Source organism: Algihabitans sp. (assembly GCF_965226985.1).
Classification (GTDB): Bacteria; Pseudomonadota; Alphaproteobacteria; order Kiloniellales; family DSM-21159; genus Algihabitans.
In genome coordinates this window covers 1,466,439-1,482,472 of record NZ_OZ245712.1, presented here as the reverse complement: position 1 = coordinate 1,482,472, position 16,034 = coordinate 1,466,439, and the positions used below count along the sequence as shown (strand labels likewise).

The following is a 16,034-nucleotide window of genomic DNA, read 5'->3' as shown; positions in this document are numbered from 1 at the left end:
CTAGAGTCCCATTGCATTTCGAAAGCCGTCCGCAATCGTCCGGGTCGTGATTTGGAGAAGCTCCAGATAGGTCGGCACCGGACCGTCGGGCCCGCTCAAGGAGTCGACGTAGAGGACGCCGCCGTAAAGCGCACCGGTTTCGGAGGCCACCCGGCGGGCGGGTCGGTCGGAGATCGTGCTTTCGCTGAAGACAACCGGGACATCGTTTTCGCGAACGATATCGACAACCTGCCGAACCTGCTGCGGCGTCCCCTGCTGATCGGCGTTGATCGGCCAGATGAAGACTTCTTCCATCTCTAGGTCTCTCGCGAGATAGCTGAAGGCGCCCTCGCTGGTGACCAGAAACCGCTGCCCTTCCGGAATGGCCGCAACGACCTCGGCAAGCCCCTCGCCCACATCCTTGATGCGCGCGGCGTAAGCCTCAGCGTTGCTGTTGTAGTGGTCCGCATTATCGGGATCCAATTCGACCAGAGCCCTGCGGATGTTCTCCACGTAGATCAGAGCATTGGCAGTCGACATCCAGGCATGGGGGTTCGGCTTGCCGCTATAAGGTCCCTGATAGATCGAGATCGGCTCCACCCCCTCGGACACCACGACCTGCGGGACATCGCCGACGTCGCGCAGAAAGCGTTCGAACCAGCGCTCCAGATTCAGCCCGTTCCAGAGCAGAAGGTCCGCCTCCTGCGCACGGACGATATCTCGTGGCGTGGGCTGATAGTCGTGGACCTCGGCGCCAGGCTTGATGATCGAGTCCACGACGGCCGCCTCGCCCGCGACGTTGCGCGCGATGTCGGCGACGACGGTGAAGGTCGTGACGACCCGCAGGCGCTCGTCGGCGCGCGCTTCCGACAAGGCGGCACTGGACGCGAAGGTCAGGAGCAAAGCCGCTGCGGCGCAGCTCCAGAACGATCGAAGGCCTCCATAGACATTTAGGCGGTACATTCCGAAATCCCTCTTCCCTTAAGTGCCGATTCGCGACCTGTCTGTGCTCGTCGCCCCTATCGAACATAGGGTTATGTGCCACCAATTGCGAATAATAATTAGAGTCTTTCTAAATTATTTTCCAGACTCCTGAACGAGCTTACTAGCTTGTCGCATGCCATGCCATCAAAACGGTCAAGGCTGAGGCGGGATCGAAGCCTCCGTTCGCCCCCCTGACGTAGAGCGGCTCGTGTCAGGCTTCACCGCCGCCTTCGGGCTAATTGCCCCCAAGGGCGCAATCGCGTGCTACGACAACCAAAAGAGCTTTGCGCCTGCAACAGAGCAGGCGCCGCTCGCAACCGCTTCGCACCGACATTCGGCAAGACTGTGAATCGCCGTCACCTTGTCATGGGGACGCAGCCAAATTTACTGCCGGAGGTCCGCCCGAAACTTGGTCAAGCCTGGAAACTGATCCTCGAAATAGGTCTCGTGAAAGGTGATGTAGGGGCGAAAGTAGCGCTCGTAGAGGCGCTTCGCCGTGTCGTTTCCATGAATGACCATGATGCCTAGACTGCGCGCGCCCTTGGCTCGGGCGGTCTCGAAGGCGGCACGCATCAGTGCGTGGCCCAACCCCTGCCCGCGAAAGTCAGGCAGGACCGCGACGGTCTCGACGATCATTTCCGCCTGAGGACATAGAAAGTCCAGGTTACCGCCCCAGGCTTTTTCGTAAGCGAGACGAAAGGTCTTCAACGTCCTGTCATCCCAAGAAAGCAGGGAGGCGATCTCGGGAAGCCTGGAGAGATCCAGCGGACCGTCCGATCCGGGTTTCTGGCAGGGCCGAAAAAGAGCGCAGGCGGCCGCCGGCCGCTCGGCGACTTCAAGCAGAAGGAAATCCTCGACCCGGCCCCACTGACTGGCGTCTGCGGTCAGCATAGCGGCGAGGAAGTCATGCACCGATGTTCCGCTCGGCTCCAGCAGCTCAGCCCACAAGGACTGCTCGAAGGGAGGCGTCGAAGCCTCTTCCTCGATCCGCGCCAGAAACGGGATGTCCGCCCGCCTGCCGAAGCGCTTCGTGATTGCCGATACCACGATCGTGTCCATGACCCGAGTCCCCACATACATCACGTAGGTAAAATGATCTCATACGCCGCGTATGTCAAATCAAACGGGCCATGCAGCCTATATCTTTAAACGCGACCGACAGGGCTACACCCGCGGCAAGCGGATCAGCGCGAGGGCTCAGTTTCGCGTTCGCCGATACCGGCGAACAGCGCTCCGCCCCTCCGACTGTTCAAGCTTTAGGTCACACCACGCCGAAGGCGAGCAACCGGAAGCGCATCGTTGGGCCAAGGGCCGGTTGGCGCCTTCGACGACCGCGATTCGGAGAGACCGTGAAACGAGCTTGCTTCAGCTCGTGTGCGCCGCCTTGCTGTCCTCGGGAGCTTGAGCGCGGTCGAACATGCCGTAATCGCGGATGACACCGGCGATGCGCAGACGGTAGCCGTCGAAGATACCGGCGCGGCCTTTCGCCTGTGCCCCGCGATGCGCGCTCAGCGTCCGCCACTGCCGGATCGCGTCCTCATCGGTGAAGAACGACAAAGACAGAATCTTCTTAGGATCGGTCAGGCTCTGGAACCGCTCGACCGAGATAAAGCCCTCTACCTGATCGAGCAAAGGACGCATCTCGGCCGCGATGTCGAGATACTCTTCCTTGCGGCCCTCGGCCGGTTCCACTTCAAAAATGACAGCGATCACTCTGCTTCTCCCACTACGCAGCTCCCGTTATTTAGCTCCCACTACTCAGCTCTGGAGCCGTGCGGGGTCGAAACGAGCTTCAGGAAGGTTCGGTCCTCGCGCAGCAGGAATTTTTCCCGGCAGGCGAAGGCATAGTTCTGGCGCCCGAGCGGATCCTCCGCAAGGCGGGCGCGATAAAGCTCGTAGTCCGCAAGGCTTGCGATCGAGTAGATCCCGTAGGCCAGAGTGCTGGAGCCTTCATGCGGCGCAAAGTACCCGATCAGATCGGCGCCGCAGCGGGGAATCGCCTGTCCCCAGTTTCGCGCATACTCCGTAAACTGCTCTCTTTTCGTAGGGTCGATATGATAGCGGATCACGCAGGTGAGCATGGCGGTCGTCCTCCTCGGCAATGGAGGATCGGTTTATCCCAAGATTCAGGGTGAATGCTTCGGTTGCGGTCGAACTGTGCGTGGAGAGCGGCCGGGTTTGCCAACTGCGCGCTGTAACGTCGCCGCATGGACCGACTGCAAGAAGCGATCGCCACGGCGAAGACCAAGATCAGCGACATCGTCTTCATCGCCATTGACGCGGCAGAGGCAACTCCGGCAAGTCGAGACTGGCCCGGCCCCTGAGCCGTGAACTGGGCGCGGAGCAGCAACGACGCGTCAGACCGAAAAGGTCAAGCCACCGTCGAGCCGGAGATTCTGACCTGTCATGTAGGCCGCCTCTTCGGAGACGAGATAGGCGATCAGCGCGGAAACCTCCGCGGCCCGTCCATAGCGCCCCATCGGGATACGGGCCCGGCGGTCCTCGGTTTCGGGAAGGCTGTCGATGAAGCCTGGCAAAACGTTGTTCATCCGAATGTTGTCGGCCGCATACTTGTCGGCAAACAGCTTGGTGAAACTGGCCAGGGCCGCCCGAAACACACCGGAGGTCGGAAATAGCGGATCGGGCTCGAAGGCGGCGAAGGTGGAGATGTTCACGATGGCGCCACCACCTTGCCCCGCCATGATGGGCGCGACGATGCGGGCCGGCCGCACAACGTTCAGAAGGTAAACCTCCATCCCCTCGTGCCACGCGTCGTCGCTGATCTCCAGCACCGGCCCTTTCGGGCCGTGTCCGGCGGAATTGACCAGCACGTCGATACGGCCCCAACGCTCCATCGCAAGATCTACGAGCTTCTGCAGGTCGGAGACGGAGCGGTTCGAGCCGGTCACGCCGAGGCCACCCAGATCATCGGCCAAGGCTTCGCCCTTACCCGACGACGAGAGAATCCCGATCTGGTAGCCATCCGATGCCAAGCGGCGCGCGGCATCCGCACCCATGCCGCTGCCGCCTGCCGTGACCAGCGCTACTTTTCGAACTGACATGATCGCTCCTTCATGCTGCCGCGATGCTGCGGTGCCCTGCCGCAGGTAAACTCTGCACGGAAGATGAGGCAATCGGCGGCGCTTGACTAAACATGGCTGATGCCGGGAGACTGTAGATAATCTATTGGCTCCGAACGATCTGCCAGCTTCGGAAACCGTTACTTGCGAACACCCAACTTGAATGCGCTACGAGCGTTCGATGCGGCGGCGCGACACCTGAACTTCCGGCGTGCTGCGGACGAACTGAACGTCACGCAGGGCGCGGTAGCGCAGCAGGTGCGGCGGCTGGAGGCAGATCTATCGCTGCAGCTTTTCCATCGCGAGGCACGCGGTCTGTCGCTCACTGAAATCGGGCGCAGATACCATGATCCGGTTCGCCAGGGATTTGCACTTCTCGAACAAGCCACCCTGAGTCTGCGTCCCGAAAGTCCACGGGTCACCTTGAGTGTACCCCCGTCCTTCGCATCCAAATGGTTGATTCCGCGACTGGCCAGCCTCTCCGAAGCTCATCCGGATATCGACCTTCAGGTCCTTGCCACCGAAAGCCTAGCGGATTTTCAAACCGACGACGTCGATATCGCCGTCCGCCAAGGACGTCCCCCCTTCGGTCACGGCCTTCAGGCCACATTGCTGTCGGCGCTCGAACTCTGCGCGGTCTGCAGTCCGGACTACGCAAGGAGCGCCGCCGCAATCGCCAGTTTCGAAGACTTCGCCCAACACGCACTCATCCAGGACAGCCACAGGCACTGGGATGTCCTCTTCGCGCAAGCCGGTCTTCCCATAGGGCGCCGAAGCCTTCAACTGAATCAGGCGGCGCTCGCCATGGACGCAGCTGCCAACGGCCAAGGAATCGCCTTGGCGCCGCGGCTGCTTTTGAGCGCAGATCTTGCCGAAGGGCGACTTGTCGAACTATGGCGAGACCAACGGCCGGACCAAAACGGTTTCTACATCGTTTATCCCAGCGAGCGAGCGCCTCGGGTCACGATAACGCGGGTGATCGGCTGGATCCTGTCTCATCCCGACGCTGCTGGTCAGGGCTCGAAACGCTGACTCCTCGAGAGAACGGCCGTAGACATTCGTGTGGAGGCCAAGTCCAGTAAGGAAGCTGCTGCGCGCCTCGCTCCTTTCGGAACAGGGCGCCCTCCACCCGAGCTACGATCGGACCCGCCAGATTACGCAGTCAACTGCGGCACCGCCCGCCTCATCTGAACGGACGAAGCGAAACCGAACAGATGGCGAAAGACGCCGAGCCGTGCGCTGTCGACCGCTTGAAATCCTTGTCGTTCATAGAGGGCACGAGCACGCGGGTTGCCCTCTACGACGTCGAGGCGAACGACCCCAAGTCCGCGCCGCCCCGCTTCCGCGACGACCGCTTCGATCAGCGCCGAGCCGATCCCTTGCCCGCGTGCCGTCGCGGCGACGCAGATGCCGTCCATCAGCAGGACGCCGTCCTCACAGTCTCGCTCGATCACCTCCAGCAGAGGCGCACGCCAGGCGCAGCCGAGCAAGCCGTAGACCAGCATCAGATCCTTAAGCGAGCCGTCGATGAAGGCACCCTCCGGCGTCTTGAAGCCCGCGACACCCAGCAGTTCGCCGGAGGGCCCGACCGCGCCGAACCCGTACTCGGGTCGAATGATCCGCCTCAGGAGGATCTGCGCCCTCTCCGCCGGTCCGAGAAGGCGGTTCAGCTTTGTGCCGAAGGCCTCCCAGACATAGCCGGCGGCCACGCCGATATGATCGGCGCGGATCTGCCGCTCGATCGTGAAATCGGCGGCACGAGGCCGTGTGCGCGCGGTCATGGAGATCAACCCGGTCATGGAGATCAGATCGAGGCGGTAGATCGGAATTTCAACACGCGCCCACAGTGAAAACTGCAGCCACCACCCACCTTACGTGTTCAGCTCTTCGAGGGAGACCAACGGTTGCGTCCAAACGAGGGGACCTGCACGCGAAAACCCCGCGCCTCCACCAAGAGTGCGAGCCGCGCCCCTGCGACGATAGCCGCCAAGGCGATCAGGCTGCCGAGCGACAGTGTGCTGACACCGCTGAGACCGGCGCCAATCGTGCAGCCCAGGGCCAGAACGCCGCCGAACCCCATCAGCGCTCCGCCTAAGAGGTAACGCAGCAGTTGGCCCGCCGTGGAAAAGCCCTCCAGGCGCGCGTCGCGGCGCAAGGCGACCAATACCGCGGCGCCCAGCAACACACCGCCGACGACCAGTACGCCGAAGTCCAGCGTCGCCCCGGTATAGGTCATGAGATACTGCAGCGCGTCGCCGACCGGAGCCGTGAAGGTGACCGCCTCCAGTGGCACCGGATCGAAATCGTCAGCGCCCAGCACGCCCGTGACGAACCAGGCGAAGGGCACCAGTAGCCCGATACCTACCCCGGCCGCGAGCTGTCCCCAGGCTGCCGAACGCCAGGCCTCAGCGCGAAGCCCCTGCAGGACAAGCAAGGCCAGTCCGCTGACGACCAGTCCGACGATGGCGATCTCAAGCGCGCCAGTCTCGAAGCCGGTTTGCGCAGCCAGAAGGCTCGGTACAGCCTGGTCAGCGGTCACCAACGGAACCTGCAGAAGATCCTCCAAAAGCAAACGCAGGGGCGCCAGGATCCCGCGCAGCGTGGCGTAGGCGAAGAGAGCGAGCGTCGTCAGCACCAGCCAGGACCGCAGGTTGCCGCCGGAGGCCAGCACCAAGTGACGGCCGCCGCAGCCGCGCGCCAACACCATGCCCAGCCCGAAGAGCAAGCCGCCGAGCAGGATCGAGACGAAGGAGAGTTCCGGCGTGAGGTAGAGGCTCCAGGAAAGGTCGATTTGACCGCTTCGGGCCAAGGCTTGGGTGCCAAGCAGAGCGGTTGCCAAGGCGGCCGCCCATGACAAAGCCCGATACCCGGGGCGCGCAAGGCGAAACTCCACCAAGGCCGAGCGCAGGCAGAAGCCGGAGGCCCGCCCCAACAAGCCGAACAGCACCCCGACGGCTAGGGCGCCCGACAGCAGCAGAACGCGGGGTTCGGCCTCTATGAGTTTTTCAAGCATGGCCGCAGTTCTCCAAAGATCTGCGTTCGGAGCGCGACCGAAAGCGTCTACGGCCAACGTCTCTCCAGGTCAGATAATCTGGGAAAGCTAGCGGGAAACCAAATTATTTATCGTTCATGAGTGTTATTCTATTTAATTTACATATTGAATATGCAAATTAAAGTCGCGCAATGATGCTGTCAAGTCGGCTTCCGCCCACCGGCAGGCGCCCTGTCGAGATGGTCACGAATCAGCTGCGTAATCTCGAGAAGGCTGTCCAGATCCTGCTCGTGCAAGGCATGACTTCGTTCAAGCCGCTCGACCCTGCGGCTCAGGTCCTCCAGAAGACAGCTGGTCCGATCCCCCGCCCCTTGCGATGCATCGGCCACAGGCGTCTCGGCCGCCGGCTCCCTGCCGTGCGGCGCTACCTTGTCCAGCAAGCACTCGACCAGTCGGCAGTGGGCATCGAAAGCTTCCTTGAGAAGCGCCCAGGGCGGCGCTGTCGAGGTCTGCGACGACACTGGCTTGCCGCCAGAGGTCTGGGACGCTGCGTCGGCGCCGGGCTCCGTCTCCGGATCCAGTCCCTGCTCGCCCACTCGGCTTTTCGGATTCTCCTGAGGCTCCGCCGTCTGAGGCTCCCGCGGCCCCCCCGACCCTTGCGCGTCCGGCTCGACCGGCAGCAGGACCATCAAGCGGTCGGACTCGTCATGGAAGCCGGTCAAGGATCCCTGCTCGACCAACCTCGCCACCTGCAGCTCTGAGATCCGAAGACGTGCGGCAGCCGCCGGAAGCGAAAAAGCCCTCAGGGGTTCGCCGCTAAAGCGATCCATCATGACTCAGCTACCGCCCCGGGCGCGACGTCGTGCGTGAAGCTGATCGAGCCGCGCATCGATCTCTGGCAGCAGGCCGCCCTCCCGCAACGCTCCACCCAGGGTCTCGGGCGGGTTCAACAGGCAGGCCACAGCCTCCTCCAACACCACGGCCACAGCCGTCTTACGCTGACGCGCAGCCGCAACGACCGCGTCGCGCACTCGCGGATCGACACCACGAACGGACCATACAGCTGCCACAGCAATCTCCAACTAAACCAATAAATTAGAAGGAAGAATTAATGTCGTATCTAAGAAAAATTCGTAAACAAACGTCATACAGAGAAACATAGATATGGCGGTGATCGCCAAGGCTCGCCACGCATCGGGGCATCAAGCTTGGCCCGGAAAAGCAACCTGTATGACAGCATGGCGCCGAAGCCGATATGCGGCAAGCACCTTGATGGCTCAAACACGGGGCTGAGACTCGGAGCGGCATCACGGACCTTCAGGCACGCGGACCTCCGCGACCGAAGGCGGCCCCCAAAGAGAAATCGCCGCCGAAGCCCATGGCTACGACGGCGATTGAAACGAAACCTCGGATCAGCGGCGATCCGACAATGAGGATGGCTCGTCGGTCACGCCGTCCTGGAAAACCGGAACGGGTGCCTCACCTTATGCGACGATCGCCCTCTAAACCTTATGACGAGAATAGGATTCACACTTTAGGTGGGATCGCCAGAACGATCCCACCCAAGTCGATCCTGCTCTAGGCGGCGAGCGCTGGAGGATGATTGCGCCCGATCAAACCCCGGTCGCTGGCGGCCCGCCGGGTTGCAACGGCAAGCTTCTCCAACGCGCGGGCTTCGATCTGACGGATACGCTCGCGCGACACACCGTAGACCTGGCTCAACTCCTCCAGGGTTCGGGGCTCTTCGCTCAAGCGGCGCTCCTGCAAGATATGACGCTCGCGATCGTTCAGACCGGACATGGCAGAGTTGAGCAACCGTCGGCGTTTGTCCCGCTCGTCCTCCTCGGCGATCACGGTTTCCGGCGTCGGCGCCTGATCGTCGCTCAGGAAGTCGATCCGCGAATCCTCGCCCTCGCTGGTCAGCGGAGCGTCGAGCGAAACATCGCCGGTGCCGAGCCGCTGATCCATCTCGCGCACGTCGGCTTCCGAAACGCCCAGCTGGGTCGCGATCTCCGCGACAGCCTCCTCGGTCAGATCTCCGGTCTCGCCGCGCTGGGCGCGCCGCGCTTTCATGCGGCGAAGATTGAAAAACAGCTTCTTCTGGTCGCCGGTGCGCACGGTGCGCACGATGGAACCGCTCTTAAGCACCAGTTCGTGCATGGAGGCGCGGATCCACCAGGCGGCATAGGTGGCGAAGCGCACCTGCCGTTCCGGGTCGTAGCGCTGGGCGGCCTGCATCAGGCCAACATTTCCCTCGGCGATCAGATCCTCAAGCGGAACGCCATAGCCGCGCAGACCGCGCGCAAGCTTGATCACCAGCCGCAGATGACTGCCCAGCAGCTTGTTGAGCGCGTGCTGATCGCTTTTGTCGCGCCAAAGGTTGGCCAGCTCGTTTTCTTCATCCTGAGCCAACAGCGGATATCGAGCCGCCTCTGCAATCAGCAGGTCGAGCTCGCTGCGCTGGCCTCGGTCCTTCGTCGTCGTATTCGCCATCTTGTACTTCTCCTAACTATGGCGACGGTCTTCATGCGCCCCGCGCAGACCCGCAAAGAAGCCAGGTCCGCACGGTCGCCCGTACGCCGTCTTCGTCGTCCCTGTCCTGGAAATGACACACAGTATATGAAATTCGCTTAGAACATTTCAAGTTTTTCGCTTATCCCCTTGCGATAGCCTTACGATATTCGGTTAGCGAACATCCCTAATCACAGTCCGTTTATTGCTCTTCCGTGAAGTAATAGAAACACTTGAGCGGTCGCTCCCGACTTTCAACGCGACAGCAACGCATGAGATCCATGCGCGAGAGGCAGACCGACCGAAGGACTTGCCCAGAGAAAAGCGAGCCGAGGCCGGTCGCCCCCAGCTTTCGACGCCATGCCGGCAGTCCACGCCCCCGCCCTCGTTTCATGACGATGGACCTTTCGAAAAGGCCGCCCCGCTTCTGTCGAGACAGTCGAAATAACACTGCGAAACCGCCGGGAAACTGCCCGATACGATACGTTTAGAGGACGAGGCAAAGGAGCGACGCCAAGTGGGATTGACCCACCTCATGGGCCTGCAAACAGGGGGAGAATAAACTTCCAAATGAACCCGCCACGCGGGGTCAGCGCCCGCTAACCGGACTAAGCGACAGCAAGGGACGCCTGCCGATGAGCTCCACCACCGCCTCCTACATCCGCTGGTTCTCCGAGCTCAGCCTCGGAGACGTGCCGCTGGTCGGCGGCAAGAACGCCTCGCTCGGCGAGATGTATCGGGAGCTGGTGCCGCTGGGCGTCAAGGTCCCCAACGGCTTCGCCGTGACGGCTGAGGCCTACCGGAAGGTCCTGGCCGACAACGGGTTGGAGGATCGGCTTCACGAGTTGCTGGACGACGTCGACAAGACGGACGTCAGGGATCTGGCGCGCCGGGCCCATGCGGTGCGCGAGATGATCTACGCCGCCCCGCTGCCCGCCGAAATCGAGCAGGAAATCCGCGAAGGCTGGCGGGCCCTCGCGGCAGACTACGGCGAGGAGTTGAGCGTCGCCGTCCGGTCCTCGGCAACCGCGGAAGACCTGCCGACGGCGAGCTTCGCGGGTCAACACGACACCTATCTGAACGTCCGCGGCGAGACCCTGCTGCTCGACGCCTACAAGCGCTGCTTGGCCTCGCTTTTCACCGACAGAGCCATTGCCTACCGCATCGACCGCGATTTCGATCATTTCAAGGTCGCGCTCTCCGTCACGGTCATGAAGATGGTACGCTCCGACCTTGCCTCCAGCGGTGTGATCTTCTCCGTCGATACCGAAACGGGCTTTCCCGACGTCGTCTTCATCACCGGCGCCTTCGGGCTGGGCGAGACGGTGGTCCAGGGAACGGTCGATCCCGACGAGTTCTATGTGCACAAGCCCACTTTCGAGCAGGGCCACAGGGCTGTGTTGCGCCGCAACCGCGGCGCCAAGCAGCTCAAGATGGTCTACACCGACGGCCATACGCGCGAGGCCAGCCGAATCGTGGCGACGCCGGAGGCCGACCAGCAACGCTTCTGCGTCGGCGATACCGACGTGCTGACGCTCGCCGACGCGGCGATCAAGATCGAAAAGCACTATTCGGCGCGCGCCGGGCACCCGACACCGATGGATATCGAGTGGGCGAAGGACGGGCTCGACGGCGAACTCTACATCGTCCAGGCCCGGCCCGAGACGGTGGTCAGCCAGCGCCAGGGGCAGATGCTGGAGGACTATCAGCTGACGGGCACGGCGCCGGTGCTGCTGACCGGCCGCGCCGTCGGCGCCAAGATCGCCAGCGGCAAGGTGCGCGTGATCAAGAGCCAGAGCGAACTGCATCGCTTTAAGCCCGGCGAAATCCTGGTCGCCGACACCACGACGCCCGACTGGGAACCGGTCATGCAGACGGCGGCTGCCATCGTGACCAACCGCGGCGGCCGCACCTGTCACGCCGCCATCGTCGCGCGCGAACTCGGCATCTCAGCCGTCGTCGGCGCCTCCAACGCGACCGACACGCTGGAGGACGAGAAGCTGGTGACCGTGTCCTGCGCCGAGGGCGACGTCGGGCGCGTCTACGACGGCGCGGTTCCCTTCGAGACGACGCGGGTCGATCTCGGCGAGCTGCGGCGCCCGCGGACGTCGATCATGCTCAACCTCGGCAATCCGGAGATGGCCTTCAAGACCAGCTTCCTTCCGAACGACGGTGTCGGTCTCGCCCGCATGGAGTTCATCGTCACCGATGCCATCAAGGCGCACCCGATGGCCCTGCTCTATCCCGAGAAGGTCGCCGACCCCGAGGCACGCGCCGAGATCGAGGCGCTGATCTCGCAGCACGACAGCGGCGCCGATTTCTTCGTCGAGCGTCTCTCGGAGGGTGTCGGAACCCTCGCGGCGGCCTTCTATCCGAAACCGGTGATCGTCAGGCTGAGCGACTTCAAGACCAACGAGTACGCGGCCCTGCTCGGCGGCAGCGGCTTCGAAGTGGAAGAGGCCAATCCGATGATCGGATTTCGCGGCGCGTCGCGCTACTCCCACCCCGCCTACGCGGAGGGCTTCGCGCTGGAGTGTGCCGCTATGAAGCGCGTGCGCGAGGAGATGGGCCTGACCAACCTCAAGCTGATGGTGCCCTTCTGCCGGCGGGTGGAGGAAGGCGAGCGCGTCCTGGATACGATGGCGAAGTACGGACTGAAGCGCGGCGAGAATGGTCTGGAGATCTACGTCATGTGCGAGATCCCCAACAACGTGATCCAGGTCGCTGAGTTCGCCGAACTGTTCGACGGGTTCTCGATCGGCTCGAACGACCTGACGCAGCTCACGCTCGGCGTCGACCGCGACAGCGAGATCGTCGCCTTCGACTTCGACGAACGCGACCCCGGCGTGCTCAAGATGCTGCAGATGGCGGTCGAAGGCGCGCAGGCGGCCGGCAAGCATTCCGGCATCTGCGGTCAGGCTCCCTCCGACTATCCCGAAGTCGCGGAATTCCTGGTCCGGATCGGGATCGACTCCATGAGCCTCAACCCGGACAGCGTGCTCAAGACCACCTTGGCCATCCTCGACCTAGAGGAAGAACTGCAGAGCAACGCGGCCCAGTGAGAAAGCGGCTCAACAAAACGGTCGCCGGGAGATAGGTCGGGCGGGGGGATAGGTCGCGGATCAAGAGCCCGATCTATCCCTCTGTAGAAGCCACTCCGCGCGCTCAGTTAAGCTCTCGGTCCTCGCGATCCCACTGCAGCAGATGCGCATGCAGGGCGGCGCATTCTTCTGCGACCCGAGGACCGAAGAGGGGATCGCTGCTCTGTTCCATAGCCGCGTCGATCTCCTTCCAGTCCGCCTCGGTCAAGGAACGTTGGGCGGCCGGGAAAAAGGTCTCGTTTTCCATCCGCATATGCGCGCGCTGCCGGGCGATGAAGTCATGCCCCAGAGCCGTAACAGCCTCTCGCGAGACCTCCTGCTCGGCCAGCACCTGGTCCAAGGCGACCGTGAAACGTTCCGTTGCCTCCTTGAGGTCGCGGTGGAGGCCTTCGAGATCGCCGACCTTCTCCGCTGTTTCCGGATCCCGAAGCTGAAGGCGCTCCATGACGCGGTCTTCGCGGGGATGGTGCTCCAAATCGGGATAGCGCCGCATGTATTCCAGCACTCCCGCCATCAGCTCATAATCGACTTCGCCGTCCTCGGCAAAGAGCGAGAGCTGATGTTCCAGCACCTGCAACAGACGCGAGATGTTGGCATGATCTTCTTTCAGGCGGCGTAGCGTTTCGGCCATGGCTCATCTCCGGCTTGAACATCACGGCTGGACTGCGACGAAGCCTGGGGCTCACAGACGCGGATCGCGTTGATCTGACGCAACTCCCGCGATCTGACGCAGACCGGCGCACTCAGGTCCGACCCAGAAAACCTTAGGCAACTAGATATAGGTGCGAAAAAGGCGTCTGTCAGATCCACCGGACCGCCGTCGGCTGGCAGCGAGGCCGATGAAACACCTCGGCGAGCCTTCGCCGACTACTTGAAGAAGTTCACGTCGGTCCGATTGCCGAGCTCGAGAATCTCGTGGCACGCCGGCGCCTCGCCCTGGCTGACTTCGCAGGGATCGACGTTGTTGACCAGGATCTGCGAGACGCCCTCGCAGGTCACATCGGTCGCGACGAAAGCGGCAACGCGGGTATCTCCGGATCCAACCGGCGGGGTGCTGACAAGCAGCCGCTTCGAGATCACGCCACCGGTATCGAAGAAGTAGAGATCGAGACGCAGCACCTCGAAGTCAAAGTCGGTGTCGTTGCGCAAAAGCAGAAAGTAGTGACAGCCATTGTCGGTCTGTTCCGCTTTGTTGAGTTCGACCAACATGCCGGACGATGCGGAAGCGGAAGTCGCGGCAGGTTGAACGTCCTGAGCAGCTGCCGACCAGACCGGCAAGCCCATCGCCGCACAAACTGTCAAGATCTTGAAACACTTCATGTTATCGCGTTCCCCTGCCCTAATGCGCCGATCCACAGTCCTACACGAGGCGGAGCCGCTTCACCAGAGGTAAGCCGCCCAAGACCTACCCGCTCCCGGCACCGGACCCGATGGTCGGCAGTCTCTGGCGCAAGCCCTGCAGTCGGCTTCGGGTTCGAGAGGCAAGTCGCCGGCGCCAGCCAAGGTCCTCCGGATCGGGCTCCAGCACGATGCCGACGCGTTTCGGCTCGGGCCCGATCTTATCGACCACAATGAACTCGACCTGTCCGAAACGCAGACGGTCGCCGCGTCCCATGCCCTCGCCCAGGCGGTTGCGCAGCAGTTCCGCCAGCGAGAGATCCGGGCTGGTCTGTCCCAACTGGACGCCATAGGCCGCGCAGAGATCGCCCAGGCGGCTGCTGCCTTCGACCAGGAAGTCGCCCTGATCGACCGACAGTTGCCCGGCCGTCGAGGCGAAGCGACGGGAGAAGAAGCGGTCGAGGGTCGCCGCGGTTTCGGGCGGCGTGACCACCAAAACGAAATCGCCGGCCGAAAGCTGTTTCACCTCCGGCAGTCGCTGGACGACGCCGTCGCGAATCACCACGATCAGGCGCGTGCGCTTCGGAAGGTCCAGATCCGCGAGCGGGAAGTCGGCCGCCCGACTGTGCGGCATGACCTCGTAGGCGATCAGGTCGCGGTCCATGCGGTCGGTTCGCCGGGCCAGATCCAGGTCCATACGCGTCGCCGGCTCGGGCTCGGGCGGTAAAGCCACGTGCAGGCGGTGCGCGACCCAGGGAATCGTCCAACCCTGCAGAAGCAGCGACACCAACACGACCACGAAGGCGATGTTGAAGGCCTGGCCGCTTCGGTCGAAGCCCTCCAGAAAAGGAAACAGCGCCAGAAAGATCGGAACGGCCCCTCTCAGACCGACCCAAGCCGCGAAGGCCTGTTCGCGAAGCGGGAAGCCAAACGGCGTCAGACAGATCACCGTCGCCAGGGGACGCCCGAACAGCATCAGAGCGATTGCCAGGATCAGGGCGGTCCCGATGTCGGGAAGCAGTTCGCTCGGCGTGACCAGAAGACCGAGCAACAGAAACATCACAATCTGCGATAGCCAGGAAAGGCCGTCGAAGAAGCGCCCCACGAGCTGGTCCGCGCGCACCCGGCGATTCCCGAACACGATCCCCGCAACGTAGATGGCCAGGAACCCGCTGCCGCCGGCCAGTTGTGTGCCGCTGAAGATCAGAAGGGCACCGGCTAGCGCGAGGATCGGATAGAGACCGCCCGACAGCTCCAAACGGTTCATCAGCCAGACCAGGGCGAAACCACCTGCCGCGCCCAGTGCGCCACCGAGGCCCATCTGCAAGGCGAAGTCGCCCAGCACCCACCAGCCGATTTCCAGTTCTCCAGCCGCCAGCATGCTTGTGAAGGTGATGGTCAGGAAGACCGCCATAGGGTCGTTGCTACCGGACTCCACCTCCAGGGTGGCACGCAGCCGGTCGCGCAGCGCAATGCCGGAACGGCCGAGCAGCATGAAAACGGCGGCGGCATCGGTGGCGGAGACGATCGAGCCGAGCAGCAGCGAGAAAACCCAGCCGAACCCCAGGACGTAGTGGGCCACGGCAGCGACCAGGCCAGCCGTGATGAGCACCCCGACGGTCGACAGAGCCAGAGCCGGCCCGAGCCCCCTCTCGATCGTCGCGCGCGGGGTGCGCAGACCGCCGTCGAACAGAATGACGGCCAGTGCGGTCGAGCCCAGGATGAAGGCCAGTTGGGAATCCTGGAAAAGGATACCGCCCGGTCCCTCATGACCGGCCAGCATGCCGAGACCGAGGAAGACAAGCAGTAGGGGCGCACCGACGCGCGAGGAGAGCAAGCCGGCGAAGATGCTGGCCAGCAGCATCAGCGAGCCGATCAATACCCAGGCAAGACCGTAGTCCACGTGCCCCTTTCTAATCGTTCCGGTTGGTCCAAGCTTCGCAGTGTAGCAGGCTGCAAGATCCCGCGCGGTAGTGCTTTGCGCCTTGAAGCCGCACCTTCGCCAGATTTAGCGAACCGAATAGATCTGCAGCGGTTCCGCTCAAACGC

At 62.9% G+C, this 16,034-nt stretch carries 15 protein-coding genes; 2 read left to right on the top strand and 13 right to left on the bottom strand.

What is annotated here, in order from left to right:
- The 5 genes from ACO054_RS06765 to ACO054_RS06745 form a co-directional block, all read right to left on the bottom strand.
- Positions 1 to 942, bottom strand: a complete 942-nt coding sequence (locus ACO054_RS06765) for a metal ABC transporter substrate-binding protein (protein ID WP_421709676.1) — start codon at positions 940 to 942, stop codon at positions 1 to 3.
- A 405-nt stretch (positions 943 to 1,347) separates the two neighbouring features.
- Positions 1,348 to 2,022: a GNAT family N-acetyltransferase gene (locus ACO054_RS06760; RefSeq protein ID WP_421709675.1), complete on the bottom strand. Its 675-nt coding sequence runs from the start codon at positions 2,020 to 2,022 to the stop codon at positions 1,348 to 1,350.
- 306 nt (positions 2,023 to 2,328) lie between these two features.
- Complete coding sequence (locus ACO054_RS06755) at positions 2,329 to 2,676, bottom strand: antibiotic biosynthesis monooxygenase family protein (protein ID WP_421709674.1); 348 nt, start codon at positions 2,674 to 2,676, stop codon at positions 2,329 to 2,331.
- Positions 2,677 to 2,717: 41 nt separating this feature from the next.
- Complete coding sequence (locus tag ACO054_RS06750) at positions 2,718 to 3,044, bottom strand: NIPSNAP family protein (protein WP_421709673.1); 327 nt, start codon at positions 3,042 to 3,044, stop codon at positions 2,718 to 2,720.
- Positions 3,045 to 3,320: 276 nt separating this feature from the next.
- The gene (locus ACO054_RS06745; protein ID WP_421709672.1) at positions 3,321 to 4,025 is read right to left on the bottom strand and encodes an SDR family oxidoreductase; all 705 of its coding nucleotides are present in this window, start codon (positions 4,023 to 4,025) and stop codon (positions 3,321 to 3,323) included.
- Positions 4,026 to 4,202: 177 nt separating this feature from the next.
- Here ACO054_RS06745 and ACO054_RS06740 point away from each other — a divergent pair, with 177 nt between their 5' ends.
- A complete protein-coding gene (locus tag ACO054_RS06740; RefSeq protein ID WP_421709671.1) occupies positions 4,203 to 5,075 on the top strand; it encodes a LysR substrate-binding domain-containing protein in 873 nt (290 codons plus the stop codon).
- Between the two features lie 122 nt (positions 5,076 to 5,197).
- On the opposite strand, the gene ACO054_RS06735 is transcribed toward ACO054_RS06740, so the two are convergent.
- From ACO054_RS06735 to ACO054_RS06715, 5 genes are all read right to left on the bottom strand, one after another.
- On the bottom strand, positions 5,198 to 5,842 hold the full coding sequence (locus tag ACO054_RS06735) for a GNAT family N-acetyltransferase (RefSeq protein ID WP_421709670.1): 645 nt from the start codon (positions 5,840 to 5,842) through the stop codon (positions 5,198 to 5,200).
- Between the two features lie 80 nt (positions 5,843 to 5,922).
- Positions 5,923 to 7,056: a YeeE/YedE family protein gene (locus ACO054_RS06730; RefSeq protein ID WP_421709669.1), complete on the bottom strand. Its 1,134-nt coding sequence runs from the start codon at positions 7,054 to 7,056 to the stop codon at positions 5,923 to 5,925.
- 179 nt (positions 7,057 to 7,235) lie between these two features.
- Positions 7,236 to 7,868 carry a hypothetical protein gene (locus tag ACO054_RS06725; protein WP_421709668.1) on the bottom strand — a complete coding sequence of 211 codons (633 nt, stop codon included), beginning with the start codon at positions 7,866 to 7,868 and terminating at the stop codon, positions 7,236 to 7,238.
- Between the two features lie 3 nt (positions 7,869 to 7,871).
- The gene (locus ACO054_RS06720) at positions 7,872 to 8,105 is read right to left on the bottom strand and encodes a hypothetical protein (RefSeq protein WP_421709667.1); all 234 of its coding nucleotides are present in this window, start codon (positions 8,103 to 8,105) and stop codon (positions 7,872 to 7,874) included.
- A 508-nt stretch (positions 8,106 to 8,613) separates the two neighbouring features.
- Positions 8,614 to 9,528, bottom strand: a complete 915-nt coding sequence (locus tag ACO054_RS06715; protein ID WP_421709666.1) for an RNA polymerase factor sigma-32 — start codon at positions 9,526 to 9,528, stop codon at positions 8,614 to 8,616.
- Positions 9,529 to 10,181: 653 nt separating this feature from the next.
- Here ACO054_RS06715 and ppsA point away from each other — a divergent pair.
- Positions 10,182 to 12,608 (top strand): phosphoenolpyruvate synthase, encoded by a 2,427-nt coding sequence (gene ppsA / locus ACO054_RS06710; protein WP_421709665.1) that lies wholly within the window; start codon positions 10,182 to 10,184, stop codon positions 12,606 to 12,608.
- 103 nt (positions 12,609 to 12,711) lie between these two features.
- Here the strand turns inward: ppsA and ACO054_RS06705 are convergent, their stop codons facing one another.
- The 3 genes from ACO054_RS06705 to ACO054_RS06695 all read right to left on the bottom strand — a co-directional run bounded on the left by ACO054_RS06705 (position 12,712) and on the right by ACO054_RS06695 (position 15,888).
- The gene (locus ACO054_RS06705) at positions 12,712 to 13,278 is read right to left on the bottom strand and encodes a hemerythrin domain-containing protein (protein ID WP_421709664.1); all 567 of its coding nucleotides are present in this window, start codon (positions 13,276 to 13,278) and stop codon (positions 12,712 to 12,714) included.
- 236 nt (positions 13,279 to 13,514) lie between these two features.
- The gene (locus ACO054_RS06700) at positions 13,515 to 13,967 is read right to left on the bottom strand and encodes a hypothetical protein (RefSeq protein WP_421709663.1); all 453 of its coding nucleotides are present in this window, start codon (positions 13,965 to 13,967) and stop codon (positions 13,515 to 13,517) included.
- Positions 13,968 to 14,052: 85 nt separating this feature from the next.
- Positions 14,053 to 15,888 carry a potassium/proton antiporter gene (locus ACO054_RS06695; RefSeq protein ID WP_421709662.1) on the bottom strand — a complete coding sequence of 612 codons (1,836 nt, stop codon included), beginning with the start codon at positions 15,886 to 15,888 and terminating at the stop codon, positions 14,053 to 14,055.
- Positions 15,889 to 16,034: the final 146 nt, after the last annotated feature.

Coding starts and splice junctions, on each gene's coding strand:
- ACO054_RS06725 (WP_421709668.1), bottom strand. CDS start 7,868: ATGATGGATCGCTTTAGCGGCGAACCCCTGAGGGCTTTTTCGCTTCCG.
- ACO054_RS06750 (WP_421709673.1), bottom strand. CDS start 3,044: ATGCTCACCTGCGTGATCCGCTATCATATCGACCCTACGAAAAGAGAG.
- ACO054_RS06735 (WP_421709670.1), bottom strand. CDS start 5,842: ATGACCGGGTTGATCTCCATGACCGCGCGCACACGGCCTCGTGCCGCC.
- ACO054_RS06700 (WP_421709663.1), bottom strand. CDS start 13,967: ATGAAGTGTTTCAAGATCTTGACAGTTTGTGCGGCGATGGGCTTGCCG.
- ACO054_RS06745 (WP_421709672.1), bottom strand. CDS start 4,025: ATGTCAGTTCGAAAAGTAGCGCTGGTCACGGCAGGCGGCAGCGGCATG.
- ACO054_RS06730 (WP_421709669.1), bottom strand. CDS start 7,056: ATGCTTGAAAAACTCATAGAGGCCGAACCCCGCGTTCTGCTGCTGTCG.
- ACO054_RS06760 (WP_421709675.1), bottom strand. CDS start 2,022: ATGGACACGATCGTGGTATCGGCAATCACGAAGCGCTTCGGCAGGCGG.
- ACO054_RS06715 (WP_421709666.1), bottom strand. CDS start 9,528: ATGGCGAATACGACGACGAAGGACCGAGGCCAGCGCAGCGAGCTCGAC.
- ACO054_RS06705 (WP_421709664.1), bottom strand. CDS start 13,278: ATGGCCGAAACGCTACGCCGCCTGAAAGAAGATCATGCCAACATCTCG.
- ppsA (WP_421709665.1), top strand. CDS start 10,182: ATGAGCTCCACCACCGCCTCCTACATCCGCTGGTTCTCCGAGCTCAGC.
- ACO054_RS06765 (WP_421709676.1), bottom strand. CDS start 942: ATGTACCGCCTAAATGTCTATGGAGGCCTTCGATCGTTCTGGAGCTGC.